This window comes from Bacteroides bouchesdurhonensis, assembly GCF_900155865.1.
GTDB lineage: Bacteria > Bacteroidota > Bacteroidia > Bacteroidales > Bacteroidaceae > Bacteroides > Bacteroides bouchesdurhonensis.
Genome location: NZ_LT707006.1, coordinates 3227116 through 3239825, shown reverse-complemented (window position 1 = coordinate 3239825; position 12710 = coordinate 3227116). Strand labels below are relative to the sequence as shown.

The following is a 12710-nucleotide window of genomic DNA, read 5'->3' as shown; positions in this document are numbered from 1 at the left end:
ATCTAAAAATATCGAACAAATATTCTTATGAATTGTTATTTACATAAACAATATTAATAAATTATACAAGTTATGGCAAATCAGAATAAGACAGATATTGGATTGATCGGTTTGGCTGTGATGGGTGAGAATCTTGCCTTGAACATGGAGAGTAAAGGATGGCATGTATCGGTTTACAACCGTACTGTTCCTGGAGTAGAAGAGGGGGTTGTGGAACGTTTTGTTAATGGACGTGCTAAAGGTAAAAATATCGAGGGATTTACAGATATAAAAGCATTTGTAGAATCAATAGCAATCCCTCGTAAAATTATGATGATGGTTCGTGCTGGTAAACCTGTGGATGAATTAATGGAACAACTCTTTCCTCTACTTTCTCCTGGTGATATATTGATAGATGGTGGCAATTCTAATTATGAGGATACTAATCGTCGTGTGAAGCTCGCCGAATCAAAAGGTTTACTGTTTGTAGGTAGTGGTGTATCAGGTGGTGAAGAAGGAGCTCTAAATGGTGCTTCTATTATGCCTGGTGGTTCGAAAAAAGCTTGGCAAGAAGTGAAACCTATTTTACAGAGTATTGCTGCCAAAGCACCGGATGGCTCTCCTTGCTGTGAATGGGTAGGTCCTGCCGGTTCAGGGCATTTTGTGAAAATGATTCATAATGGGATCGAATATGGAGATATGCAACTTATTGCAGAAGCCTATTGGGTAATGAAGTATTTGCTTGATTTGAATAATGAAGAAATGGCAGATGTCTTTGAAAATTGGAATGAAGGAAAACTCCGTAGTTATCTGATAGAAATTACTTCTAATATTCTTAGGCATAAAGATAAAGCAGGAGGTTATCTTATTGATAAAATTTTGGATACGGCGGGGCAAAAAGGGACAGGTAAATGGTCGGTTATGAATGCAATGGAACTTGGGATGCCATTGGGATTGATTGCTACAGCTGTTTTCGAACGTAGTCTTTCTGCACAGAAAGATTTACGGCATTTGGCTAGTAAGCAGTTTCCACATTCACATATAATGCCTGTTTATAATAAAGTTGAATTTGTGAAAAAAATATTTTCGGCACTTTATGCTTCAAAACTTGTTTCATATGCACAAGGTTTTGCAGTTTTACAGCGTGCATCCGATACTTTTGGCTGGCAACTAAATCTCGCTTCTATTGCTCGTATGTGGCGGGGAGGATGTATTATTCGTAGTATTTTTCTGAATGATATAGCCGCTGCTTTTGAAGCTGCTAACAAGCCAGAACATTTGTTGTTAGCTCCATATTTCCAGCAAGAAATAAAAACATTGATTCCTGGGTGGAAAAACCTTGTAGCGGAGGCTATGAAAGAAGAATTGCCTGTTCCGGCATTTTCTTCTGCATTGAATTATTTTTATTCTTTAACTTCTGCTGATTTGCCAGCCAATTTGGTACAAGCGCAACGTGACTATTTTGGTGCACATACTTTCGAACGTAAGGATGAACTTCGAGGACAGTTCTTTCATGAGAATTGGACGGGGCATGGAGGTGATACAAAGTCGGGAACATATAATGTATAAGGTTTAAAGTATATAAGTTAAGGTATGGATAAATTTGCAATGATTATTTTCGGGGCTTCGGGAGATTTAACAAAACGTAAACTGATGCCTGCATTGTATTCATTATTTGGGGATAAGAGACTTACCGGAGAATTCATTATTTTAGGTGTTGGACGTACGGTCTATACTGATGAGAGTTATCGTTCTTATATCCTTGAGGAATTACAACATTTTCTCAAGTCTGAAGAACAGGATCTGGAACTTATGACTTCATTTGTTACTCATTTATTTTATTTGCCAATGGATCCGGCAGAGGCAGAAGGGTATTCATTATTACGTCAGCGTCTGATAGAATTAACAAATGATATTAATCCTAATAATTTGTTGTTCTATCTGGCTACTCCACCTTCACTTTATGGAGTTGTACCTCTACATCTGAAAGAAGCTGGATTGAATACGTCAGGGGCTCGTATTATTGTTGAGAAACCCTTTGGTTACGATCTTGAATCGGCACGAGAATTAAATCGTATCTATGCTTCTGTTTTTGATGAACGTCAAATTTATCGAATTGATCATTTCTTAGGTAAGGAAACAGCACAGAATGTACTTGCTTTCCGTTTTGCTAACGGTATTTTTGAACCTTTGTGGAATCGTAACTATATAGACTATGTAGAAGTTACGGCTGTAGAGAATCTTGGAATAGAACAGCGTGGTGGTTTTTATGAGACTGCTGGTGCTTTACGTGATATGGTGCAGAATCATTTGATTCAATTAGTAGCATTAACTGCTATGGAACCTCCTGCAATCTTTAATGCTGATAATTTCCGTAATGAGGTAGTAAAAGTCTATGAGTCATTAACCCCTTTAAATGAAATTGACCTTAACGAACACATAGTTCGTGGACAATATACTGCCTCTGGTAATAAAAAAGGATATCGTGAAGAGAGAGGTGTGGCTCCTGATTCACGTATAGAAACTTATATTGCGATGAAGTTGGGTATCAGTAATTGGCGTTGGAGTGGAGTACCTTTTTATATTCGTACAGGTAAGCAAATGCCAACAAAGGTAACTGAAATTGTTGTCCATTTTCGAGAAACGCCTCATCAAATGTTTCGTTGTTCTGGTGGCAATTGTCCGCGTGCTAACAAATTAATTCTCCGTTTACAACCCAATGAAGGTATAGTCCTTAAAATAGGAATGAAAGTTCCAGGGGCTGGTTTTGAGGTCCGGCAAGTGACAATGGACTTTAGCTATGCTGATTTAGGTGGAGTACCTGGTGGTGATGCTTATGCGCGTTTAATAGATGACTGTATTCAGGGTGATGCGACTTTGTTTACACGTAGTGATGCTGTTGAGGCTTCATGGCGTTTCTTTGATCCCGTGCTTCGTTTTTGGAGTGATACTCCTAATGCACCGCTTTATGGTTATCCTGCAGGTACATGGGGACCTCTGGAAAGTGAAGTCATGATGCATGAACATGGTGCGGAATGGACAAATCCTTGTAAAAATTTGAAACATACTGAACAATATTGTGAATTATGAAATTATCTATTTATCCTTCGTCTGCCGAGGCGTCACGTAAGTTAATACTATATATAATAAATATTTTGAATGAGGAGCCAGGAAAAATATTCAATATAGCGTTGAGTGGAGGGCAAACTCCTGCATTAATGTTTGATATATGGGCAAATGAATATGTAAATGTCACACCTTGGGAGCGAATGAGAATATTCTGGGTAGATGAGCGTTGCGTACCTCCCTCAGATACAGATAGTAATTATGGAATGACACGTTCTCTGCTATTAAGTTTGGTACCTATTCCTTATGAAAATGTATTTCGTATCTATGGAGAAATGAAGTCGCCTAACAAAGAAGCTAAACGCTATTCCGAATTAGTAGAACAGTTTGTGCCCGAAAAAAATGGTTTTCCAGAATTTGATATTATATTACTTGGTGCAGGAGTGGATGGACATACTTCTTCTATTTTCCCAGGGCAGGAAGAATTTCTTACTTCTGATGTATCCTATGTTCTAACTAATAATCCAATTAATGGTCAAAAGAGGATAGCAATGACTGGAAACATTATTATTAATGCTCGTTGGACTATATTTTTAATTACTGGAAGGTCAAAAGCTGAGGTTGTAAGTGAGATATGTAACTCGGGAGATGTAAGTCCAGCTGCTTATGTTGCTCATCATGCAAATAATGTCGAATTATTTGTTGATGAATTAGCAGCTTCAAACTTTACTAAGAGGTAGAATGAATTTGATAATAACTAAAAAATAGAATCGTATGAATCCTAATCAATGCCCGTTTGGTGATAATTTCCCACAAGATGTTGTGAGGAAGCAAGGAGAGAATGCTATATTTATAGTTTATAAACTGAAACAATTACCAGATACTAGTGATAAGATAAAAGATGTCTGTTCCAATTTTTCCGCATTGATTCGTAGTATGCGTAATCGTTTCCCTGAAATGCAGTTTAGCTGTACTATGGGATTTGGAGCTGATGCATGGAGTCATTTTTTTCCAGAATTAGGAAAACCCAAAGAATTGGTACCTTTTCAAGAAATAAAAGGAAATAAGTATACAGCAGTATCTACCCCGGGTGATTTATTATTTCATATTCGCTCTAGTCAGATGGGATTGTGTTTTGAATTTGCTTCTATTATAGACGAAAAACTTAGAGGAGTAGTTGAATCTGTTGATGAGACACATGGTTTTAGATATTTGGATGGTAAAGCTATTATTGGTTTTGTGGATGGCACGGAGAATCCAGCTGTTGATGAGAATCCATATTTATTTGCTGTGATTGGTGAAGAGGACCCCAATTTTAAAGGGGGAAGCTATGTTTTTGTACAGAAATATATCCATGATATGGTAGCATGGAATACACTTTCGGTTAAAGAGCAAGAAAAAGTGATTGGACGTCGTAAATTCAATGATGTTGAGCTTTCAGATGAGGAAAAACCTAAAAATGCTCATAATGCTGTCACTAATATTGGAGATAATTTAAAAATAGTAAGAGCTAATATGCCATTTGCTAATACTTCAAAAGGAGAATATGGTACTTATTTTATCGGTTATGCTAATGCTTTCAGTACGACGCATCAAATGTTAGAGAATATGTTTATTGGTAATCCGATAGGGAATACTGATCGCTTATTAGATTTTAGTACGCCAATAACTGGAACACTCTTTTTTGTACCTTCGTATGATTTACTCGGAAAACTTGGTTTTTATATCAAAAAATAATTGTTTATCTTATATTAGGTCGTACATATTTAACATATTGAGAAATTATAATAGGTATTGACTAATATTTTCATTATATACAGAAATAAAGTAAAGCTGTTATAATTTAATAATTATTTGATCTAAATATAGTAAAAAGGATATATAATGTGAAAAAACATTATTTTTCCTCTTCTATTTGGTACTTTTCTTCTACTTTTCTACAAGTGCATACATAATAATTGGGATTATCTAATGCATCTTGTAAGGAATTTGGTAGAATAATCTCTTTCGTATATCGATTTATTGCTACCAAAGCATATATTATGCTTTCCTCTTTGCATTTTTCTATCAATGCTTTTTTAAGTTCTTCTACGTTGTATTCCATTCTTGAGACTTTTCAGTGCAAAAGTACAAAAACAACTTGTATAAATAGAAGAGATTAGCCTATTTATATATGATCACTTTCTTTGTGTGTTCCATGAGTGAACCTGGACCAGTAAACCGAATAAAATGTTTAGCGGCCAATTTATAAAGTTTATGCGTTTTTTCTCTATCATCTTCATCGATCTGTGAGAGGAATTCTTCAACGATATCCTCAAATTTGCGATTACGTTCGCCATTAATAGGGTTTGTTATCATCTTAACTAATTGGGCGCAAGTTAACGATTCTGCATGCTCTAATTCTATATAGCGTTTGAAGTACGTGTTATACCATTCCTGCAATTTTATGTTGAGGAAATCTTTGTCCGGGCGTTGAACTATCTTTCCGTTCTTAAATTCGTTTTCACGAACAACAATATCTGTTGTGATAAATCTTGTATCAGAGTTGTGTGCCACTCTAATTCTTATCTTATGTGTCCCGTCTGATAGTTTTTTAGCTGGGACAATTACTAATGAAAATGTAGCCATACTTCATTTTGTTTTCGATCGTATCATGTTTTCCGACCATAATCCGACCATTTTTCAACCATTATATAGCGTCAAAAGTGACGTTACGATTTGTTCTAATTCTCTAATATGGACTACTAATAGATATAAAAAAAGTTCGATTGTGAATGTAAATTGCTGAACATCAGAAAAATAAAAGTCGGAAACCTATGCTCTCTTGCAGGTTTCCGACTCAACACAAAAACTAAACTAGACACATTTTTGGAAATCTAGTTGTATATTCTGTATATCAATTATATAGTCCTGCTTTTTTTTATGGTTCGACCATAATTCGACCATTTGATGTTTTATGTACTATCAAGATTTCTATATTTCATATTTTATATTACTTTAAATATTATATTTGCGCATTGTCAAACTAAAATAGTGCGTTTATGAAATCGTTATTAAAAAATGTCCTAAGAAGGATAAGTAAAAAACAATCTTCTAAAGAAGATAATGCAACAGCCTTTTATCCCCAGTGTTGTGCAAAAGTGGATGATTCCGCTCGTATGCGTATAAAAATGTCTTATGACCAAAATGTAAAAGAAACTATATCAAGCTTGAAAACACTTGCTAATGATATGTCTAGTGGCTTTGTTACTTTTAAAAAGTTTCAGACTAGGCGTTATCAATACAACCCGGATGCAGATGCAACTCTATATGCTTCAAGACTGCTTCGTGCAGCTTCTATATTGGAGTTCCTATTAACTGATCCTGATAATAAATCTTAGAGATTCATTTTTTCAGCTAGAGCAGAGAGCCCTATCAGTAGTTCAGTTATATTTTGGGCTTTTCCGACAACATCATCAACTTTCGCTGCTGTATCAGGGCTTAACTCCTTTTCTAATCGTTCTAGCTGCATTTGAAATGTATCAAAACTTAATATATATAAGTCTCTTTCAACAGTGAATCCCCCTTTTCTGCAAAATTGAATATTTCAAAATTCAACGTAAGATATTCAATATCATATCCTTTATAGTCAATAAATCTCCTATTTTTGAACTCCTCTAAAACTATTTCATATTGTTCTTTACTGATCCTAAGGTCTGGTATATCTTTATAATTTAGTTTAGCTGTTCTTTTCCCGTTTGCTACAACCAAAATATAATTTAATACTTTATCCTTTTCTTCAGCTGTTATAACTAAAGGATATTCTCTTTCATCTTTTGGGGGTACAGTTCTAATTGGGCGCATATTTGAAAAAATATTTATTCTATTGTTTATATAGTTTCATTCTAGTATTACTGTAATACATTATATCTTTTTCTATTTCGCAGGGAATTGTTAAATTGTCTTTTTCTACTATTAGATTCACAATATTGTCGTTTATAGAGTATTTACCTGATACCGTTTCTTTCCATTCATATTCTAAATCCTCATTATCATCTGCAACATTATATATTGTGAAAGATTTCAAGTCAAAAGATATAGCAAAAAAAGATCTTAAATAAGGAGTGCCTTCTTCAAAAGACAATCGAGTTTTTCCGTACCAGTCTTTTGCAGAAGTCCATGTTGTTCCTGCTAAATTAATACTGTCATCAGAGCATGAATTAAATATAAGCACAAATAAGAAGGATAGTATTAAAAATCTTTTTTTCATACGTATATAAGTTTATCCTACATTTCGTTCATTTTTCAACATAGTCAGTTCTCCTTTGGCTTTTTTAAGTTCTTCTGTGAGTAACTGATTCGTTTTAGTTTGTTCGGTGATTATACCTTGCAAGGTAGTGATCGTATCTACCAAGCGTTTCATTTGTTCTATGTTTGGGTCAGGTGTTACTTCTGAAAGTAGCATTTGACCTTTTCCGCGAAGTAACCACTCAGCAGAAATATCTTCATAGGTTAGTAGAATTGAAGTTAATACCTTAGCGGAAGGTTCTGTTCCACGTTGAAACATTGATGCTATTACAGATTGTGTTACACCAATTCTTTTCGCAAATGCGCTATCTGTAATGCCGGCAGACAGAATTATTTCTCTAATTCTTCCATTGATAGTGTTGTTATTTGTCATAAATCCAATCAATCAAAAGTTAATAAAACGCAAATGCGATAAAATAAAAAGTTTTTTGTTTTTAAAATAACGCAAATGCGATTATATTTGCATCATAAATCAATCAATCATACAAACATACAAAAAATGATTGATAAAACCAATTAAAAAATAACGATTATGAGCTACAATTTATCACAAATAATGAAGTCTGCACACCGCAATTACAAGAAGGGTGGAAAAACATTTTCAGAGTGTTTAAAATCTGCATGGAGCTTTGCAAAACTCCAAGAAAGTTTCTCACCGGAAGCTGTGAAATCAAGAACTGATAAATTTTTAGCTGAAAGACATGAAGCTATGAGCAAGACTGCCAAAGCTACACCTAGTAAGGAATATAATAACCTTAATATTCCCGCTTCCGCTTACTACAACCCAAATAGTACTCATTACGGTGCACATTACGTCGGAGATTAATCAAATTATACAACAATGGATAAAAGAACCGAACTAGAAATACAGCGAGACAAATATGAAGCTGTGATTGAAGAACGAGACGCGTTGATCAGCTCTTTGAGAGGTGAAAATGAAAAACTCAAACGAGATTTAGAATCAGAACGTGGATTTTATAGAGAGAAAGTTTCCCAATGTGATGATTTGAAGAAATTTATTGAATCGCAACGAAACTTAATGGACATAGTTTTGAAGAACAACCAAAGTATTCTCTAACCCTCACTAAAGTCAAACCAAACCGCCGGTTATCCGGTACCCAGTCCGGTCTTTGAGCCTGCCCTTGAAGGGAGACTGGGAACAACAGAGAAGAGTTCTTTGACATATTGGTAAAATGGTGTTTTGGAAGCCGACACGTGCCGAAAGGGATTACTGACGTAGGCGGGCTTCTCAACGATATAATGCTGTGGTTAATGGTCAAGCCGTATCGTTGTAAAACTAAATCAGTTAGACGTTTGTCGGCAAATCGAGGTATTTGCTTTATGTATATAAAGGTGATGTAGCTCAGGCAGGTTAGAGCGCTGTGTGTGGTGGATGGTTGAGAGTTCGAGTCTCTCAAGAAACACTCTTAGCTTAACGGAAGAGCACCACAAGCAGAGGTCGGCGGTTCGAATCCGCTCATCGCTTCAATGTTTAATTTAAAATTAGATTGTATGGAAAAGGATATTCAGAGACGTAACGTAATTGATGTATTACGGGGTATGGATGTTGGTGCAATAGAAGTATTTCCTATCGTTCAGAAACCGTCTGTAACTAATACATTGAATGCTCGGCTTTATAAAGAAAAAGCTGAAGGAATGGCTTGGAAAACAAAGTCAGATGTAAAAAATATGCAGTTTATAGTAACCAGAATTGCATAACTACCTTGCTTGTTGAGATGATCAGAGGTGAAATGGCTGAAATATTGCTAGATAATATTCTCCGTCTGTTTTCTACAGAAACGTTTGGAAAAGATAAGTCTGCGTATTATGTGGGTGGGGAAAAGAAATTGATGAATCTTATAGAAGCGGGTAAGATTGAAAGTGATAAGCCCACTAATGTCCAAAACGGCAAGTGGCATTGTAATGCTGCTCAAGTATTACTTCATTGCCGATGTGCGGGAAGGAAAGTTAAATCTAAAAAACGGAAGAAATGAAAAAGATTAAAGTGATACAGTATGCCATGATGTTCATTGCCTTATGGACAACACTGTATCTTGTAGATAGCATTGAAGTTAGCAAGAAAGAATTTATTGCTGCTTTTGTATTGGTGACTGTCGTATCAGTGAATTATATCTGTTTTCGATACTACGAAGATAGGAAACAAAATAAAGATAGCCTGTGAAGGTCTGCATTGCTTAATTTTAGTATTTGTCATGTTTATTTAGCCCGGTTCGCCGGGCATCTGCCGGGATAGCCCAGTTGGTTAGAGCGCATGTTTCTACATGAGGTCAGCGGTTCGAATCCGTTTCCCGGCTCAACTCAATCAGAGTTAAGTAACCCGTGAGGGGGAAAATTATGTTTGTATCAATAACAATTCAATCAATGTAGCCGGAAGCGTCTGGCTACGACCTGAAGGAATGGCGGAATTGGTAGACGCAAGTATGCAGATAGATTGAAGAAAGTCATACATAGGTAATCTATCATCCCGGTTCGAGTCCGGGTTCCTTCACAGAGAATTTTTCTTTTTATGTTTAACTAATGTTGCCAGCGAAAAGGACGCTGTAGGGTTAAAGCCCCTGTTATTTGAGTTTTAATTGTTCTATACTATTCCGGTGTGCTTTGAACGGCTATCCGGAAGCAAGAAGCTCGTGAGAGTGCTATTTAATAGTTAATGTCGTGTTTTATTTTGTGTTTGTGTTCTAGGTGAATGGTTCGTGAGAATAGTTCACTTAAAACGGATGGCTGGTGTAATTGGCAGCATACGCAGATATGCGTGATGTGGGTTCGATCCCCACGCCATTCACCCTTCTGATCCTAATTAAATTATAGTAGTTCATGAGTTTTGTTTTGTGTTTGTGATTGGGGTGTATGGTCTGTGAAGATAGTGCACCTTTTTAATTAATCGGGCGGATATGTATATCGTTGGTTGAAACTGCGGTGAGGTGCACCAATATTCCGTGAGACCGGTTCGACTCCGGTTCCGTCCACTAGCATTTACATTATGTATAAATCAGGGAGCCGTACACCCTTCAAAGCGTAGCCGTTCCATAAGGTACATTGGATTATTCATTTTCTTATTTTTCTGCCTGTACAATATCGTACAGGCAGTTTTTACTACCTGAAAATGGCGTTAAAATGGCGAAGTTTCTGTTTGCTAAACTTGTCAATAACGATTACCTTTACTGATGTAATGAGCTAAAAGTCAAACCATTAAATTAGAATTATGACAGCGAGAAAAAACACTGTATCAACGGTTCAGAATGAAGAGAAGAAGAAAAATTCTATCAGACCGCTTCTAGCTTCTGAAATTGAATGTAGGGTTGGTACTATGAAACCGGACGGTTCGGGCTGCTCCTTGCTATTATACAAGGATGCTCGAGTAGACATGAGAATACTTGATGAAGTGTTCGGAGAAATGAACTGGAAACGGCACCATGATGTCGTTAATGGGAATCTATTCTGTACGTTGTCCATTTGGGATAATGAAAAGAAGGAATGGGTGAGTAAACAGGATGTTGGGACAGAATCTAGCACAGAAAAAGAGAAAGGGCAGGCTTCGGACGCCTTTAAACGTGCAGGATTTAACTGGGGAATTGGGCGTGAACTTTATACGGGTCCTTTCATTTGGATTCCACTTGAGAAAAATGAAATATATCAGAGCAAAACAGGTTCTCCTGCTCTATACACCAAATTCAGTGTAAAAGAGATTGGTTATAACGAGCAAAAGGAGATTATTTTACTTGTTATTGTGGACAATAAAAACCGCGTTCGTTTTGCTTATGGTAATACAAAGGAAAAAGTATATGCTCCCAATGTTTCTGCTTCAAACGCTTCGGGCAAAGTATATACTGGTGTAGACCTGGATCGTGCAATTAAACAAATGACTGGTGTTAAAAGCCGCGAAGAGCTTGAGAGAGTTTGGGCTGAACATCCCGAACTTCACAATAATAAGGAGTTCAGAAACATAACTATTGACATGCAGAAAACGTATCCTCCTAGAAATTGATAATAATGATAGAATTAGTGAAATCCAGTGTGGTTTTCAATGAGGAAAACCACACTTATATGCTCGGTGAAAAACAGTTGCAAGGTATAACCGGTATGATTAGCCGGCAGTTGTTCCCTGACAAATATAAAGATGTCCCCGATTTTGTATTGAAGAGAGCTGCAGAGAAGGGTAGCCTTATTCATGCTCAATGCCAGTTTGCTGATGTAACAGGCTTACCTCCTGAAAGTATTGAAGCAGAGAATTATATCAGAATGAGGGTAAATGCCGGATATAAGGCGCTTGCCAATGAATATACCGTTTCTGATAACGAATACTTTGCATCGAATATAGATTGTGTTTGGGAGAAAGCCGGTAGAATTAGTCTTGTTGACATCAAAACTACCCTTCATCTTGATAAGGAGTATTTAAGTTGGCAGTTGTCAATCTATGCTTATTTCTTTGAACTTCAAAATCCATTACTCAAAGTTGATAAATTGTTTAGCACTTGGTTGCGTGGTAATAAACATGAATTTGTTGAAATTAGTCGTAAGTCTGATAAAGAAGTCAAGAAGTTAATGGAATGCGAGAAGAAGGGTGAGCAATATCTATCCAATCTTCCCGTTCCTGCCCCTGATGATGACAAGTTACTTATTCCAATGCAGCTTGTAAATACTATAATCGGGATTGAGGAAGAACTTGCAGATCTAACCAAGATTCAGAAAGATTATAAGGCAAAATTGAAAACTGCTATGCGTGAGAATGGTGTCAAGTCATGGGATGCCGGAAGATTGCGAGTTAGTTATACACCCGCTTCTACGAGTGACAATTTTGATACTAAAAAGTTTCAGGCTGACTATCCGGAATTATATTCTAAGTATATCAAAACAGTTCCTAAAGCTGATAGTATCCGTGTAACAATAAGGGAGGATAAATCATGAGTTTAAATAAATTGATGCTTATCGGGCATGTTGGCAAAGACCCCGATATTAGAATTTTGGAAGCTGGTTCTAAAGTGGCCACTTTCTCCTTTGCCACCACTGAAAAAGGTTATACCCTTGCCAATGGAACACAGGTTCCTGAAAGAACTGAATGGCATAATATTGTTGTTTGGCGTGGTCTTGCCGATGTTGTTGAGAAGTATGTCCATAAGGGAGACAAGTTGTATCTGGAAGGAAAGATAAGAACTCGGAGTTATGATGATAGCAGAGGAATTAAACGGTATATTACAGAACTTTTTGTTGATAATATGGAGATGCTTTCTGTTAAGCCTCAACAAGCGCCACCACCGCCACCTCTTCCGGAACACACCAATAATCAGACTCGAAGTGCGGTGAATGAGTGCCCGCCACCGCCGCCACCAACCAAGGACGATTTGCCATTCTGATAGGTT

Annotated in this window: 17 protein-coding genes, 4 tRNA genes and 1 pseudogene; 17 read left to right on the top strand and 5 right to left on the bottom strand. The window is 36.6% G+C overall.

Annotated features, from left to right (window positions below; translation table 11 throughout):
• Window positions 1-72 precede the first annotated feature (72 nt).
• From gnd to CZ225_RS13750, 4 genes are read left to right on the top strand one after another with little or no spacing between them, the layout of a single operon-like run.
• Window positions 73-1548 (top strand): decarboxylating NADP(+)-dependent phosphogluconate dehydrogenase, encoded by a 1476-nt coding sequence (gene gnd / locus CZ225_RS13765; RefSeq protein ID WP_077154475.1) that lies wholly within the window; start codon window positions 73-75, stop codon window positions 1546-1548.
• A gap of 24 nt (window positions 1549-1572) precedes the next feature.
• Window positions 1573-3069 carry a glucose-6-phosphate dehydrogenase gene (gene zwf, locus CZ225_RS13760; protein ID WP_077154474.1) on the top strand — a complete coding sequence of 499 codons (1497 nt, stop codon included), beginning with the start codon at window positions 1573-1575 and terminating at the stop codon, window positions 3067-3069.
• Entirely contained in the window at window positions 3066-3785 is a 720-nt protein-coding gene (pgl, locus tag CZ225_RS13755) for a 6-phosphogluconolactonase (protein ID WP_077154473.1), read from the top strand. The genes zwf and pgl overlap by 4 nt, the downstream gene beginning before the upstream one ends.
• A gap of 34 nt (window positions 3786-3819) precedes the next feature.
• Complete coding sequence (locus CZ225_RS13750; RefSeq protein ID WP_077154472.1) at window positions 3820-4782, top strand: Dyp-type peroxidase; 963 nt, start codon at window positions 3820-3822, stop codon at window positions 4780-4782.
• Window positions 4783-4942: 160 nt separating this feature from the next.
• Here CZ225_RS13750 and CZ225_RS13745 read toward each other — a convergent pair whose 3' ends face one another.
• Window positions 4943-5149: a hypothetical protein gene (locus CZ225_RS13745; protein WP_077154471.1), complete on the bottom strand. Its 207-nt coding sequence runs from the start codon at window positions 5147-5149 to the stop codon at window positions 4943-4945.
• Window positions 5150-5235: 86 nt separating this feature from the next.
• A pseudogene (locus CZ225_RS13740) lies at window positions 5236-5673 on the bottom strand (Arm DNA-binding domain-containing protein); the annotation flags it as partial.
• 413 nt (window positions 5674-6086) lie between these two features.
• On the opposite strand from CZ225_RS13740, the gene CZ225_RS13735 reads away from it, so the two are divergent.
• The gene (locus CZ225_RS13735) at window positions 6087-6425 is read left to right on the top strand and encodes a hypothetical protein (RefSeq protein WP_004300192.1); all 339 of its coding nucleotides are present in this window, start codon (window positions 6087-6089) and stop codon (window positions 6423-6425) included.
• A gap of 148 nt (window positions 6426-6573) precedes the next feature.
• Here CZ225_RS13735 and CZ225_RS13730 read toward each other — a convergent pair whose 3' ends face one another.
• Genes CZ225_RS13730 through CZ225_RS13720 form a run of 3 tightly spaced genes read right to left on the bottom strand, consistent with a single transcriptional unit; the run spans window position 6574 to window position 7705 of the window.
• Window positions 6574-6888 (bottom strand): hypothetical protein, encoded by a 315-nt coding sequence (locus CZ225_RS13730; RefSeq protein WP_234983055.1) that lies wholly within the window; start codon window positions 6886-6888, stop codon window positions 6574-6576.
• Window positions 6889-6907: 19 nt separating this feature from the next.
• On the bottom strand, window positions 6908-7294 hold the full coding sequence (locus tag CZ225_RS13725) for a hypothetical protein (protein WP_004318836.1): 387 nt from the start codon (window positions 7292-7294) through the stop codon (window positions 6908-6910).
• A 12-nt stretch (window positions 7295-7306) separates the two neighbouring features.
• Window positions 7307-7705, bottom strand: coding sequence for a helix-turn-helix domain-containing protein (locus tag CZ225_RS13720; RefSeq protein ID WP_008765983.1), 399 nt, complete (start codon window positions 7703-7705; stop codon window positions 7307-7309).
• A 159-nt stretch (window positions 7706-7864) separates the two neighbouring features.
• Here CZ225_RS13720 and CZ225_RS13715 point away from each other — a divergent pair, with 159 nt between their 5' ends.
• The 12 genes from CZ225_RS13715 (at window position 7865) to CZ225_RS13675 (ending at window position 12704) form a co-directional block, all read left to right on the top strand.
• The gene (locus CZ225_RS13715; RefSeq protein WP_008765982.1) at window positions 7865-8158 is read left to right on the top strand and encodes a hypothetical protein; all 294 of its coding nucleotides are present in this window, start codon (window positions 7865-7867) and stop codon (window positions 8156-8158) included.
• 15 nt (window positions 8159-8173) lie between these two features.
• Window positions 8174-8410 carry a hypothetical protein gene (locus CZ225_RS13710; protein WP_004300198.1) on the top strand — a complete coding sequence of 79 codons (237 nt, stop codon included), beginning with the start codon at window positions 8174-8176 and terminating at the stop codon, window positions 8408-8410.
• Between the two features lie 434 nt (window positions 8411-8844).
• The gene (locus CZ225_RS13705) at window positions 8845-9051 is read left to right on the top strand and encodes a hypothetical protein (RefSeq protein ID WP_077154470.1); all 207 of its coding nucleotides are present in this window, start codon (window positions 8845-8847) and stop codon (window positions 9049-9051) included.
• Between the two features lie 17 nt (window positions 9052-9068).
• Window positions 9069-9326, top strand: a complete 258-nt coding sequence (locus CZ225_RS13700; RefSeq protein WP_004300201.1) for a hypothetical protein — start codon at window positions 9069-9071, stop codon at window positions 9324-9326.
• A complete protein-coding gene (locus CZ225_RS13695; RefSeq protein ID WP_004310922.1) occupies window positions 9323-9514 on the top strand; it encodes a hypothetical protein in 192 nt (63 codons plus the stop codon). Before CZ225_RS13700 ends, CZ225_RS13695 begins: the two co-directional genes overlap by 4 nt.
• Before the next feature lie 62 nt (window positions 9515-9576).
• Window positions 9577-9647 (top strand) — tRNA-OTHER (locus CZ225_RS13690).
• Between the two features lie 96 nt (window positions 9648-9743).
• Window positions 9744-9841 (top strand) — tRNA-OTHER (locus CZ225_RS23695).
• Window positions 9842-10068: 227 nt separating this feature from the next.
• A tRNA-OTHER gene (locus tag CZ225_RS23690) sits at window positions 10069-10135 on the top strand.
• Between the two features lie 101 nt (window positions 10136-10236).
• A tRNA-OTHER gene (locus tag CZ225_RS23685) sits at window positions 10237-10319 on the top strand.
• 236 nt (window positions 10320-10555) lie between these two features.
• The gene (locus tag CZ225_RS13685; RefSeq protein WP_004300204.1) at window positions 10556-11338 is read left to right on the top strand and encodes a hypothetical protein; all 783 of its coding nucleotides are present in this window, start codon (window positions 10556-10558) and stop codon (window positions 11336-11338) included.
• 5 nt (window positions 11339-11343) lie between these two features.
• Entirely contained in the window at window positions 11344-12258 is a 915-nt protein-coding gene (locus CZ225_RS13680) for a hypothetical protein (RefSeq protein ID WP_004300205.1), read from the top strand.
• Window positions 12255-12704 carry a single-stranded DNA-binding protein gene (locus CZ225_RS13675; RefSeq protein WP_004300206.1) on the top strand — a complete coding sequence of 150 codons (450 nt, stop codon included), beginning with the start codon at window positions 12255-12257 and terminating at the stop codon, window positions 12702-12704. Before CZ225_RS13680 ends, CZ225_RS13675 begins: the two co-directional genes overlap by 4 nt.
• Window positions 12705-12710: the final 6 nt, after the last annotated feature.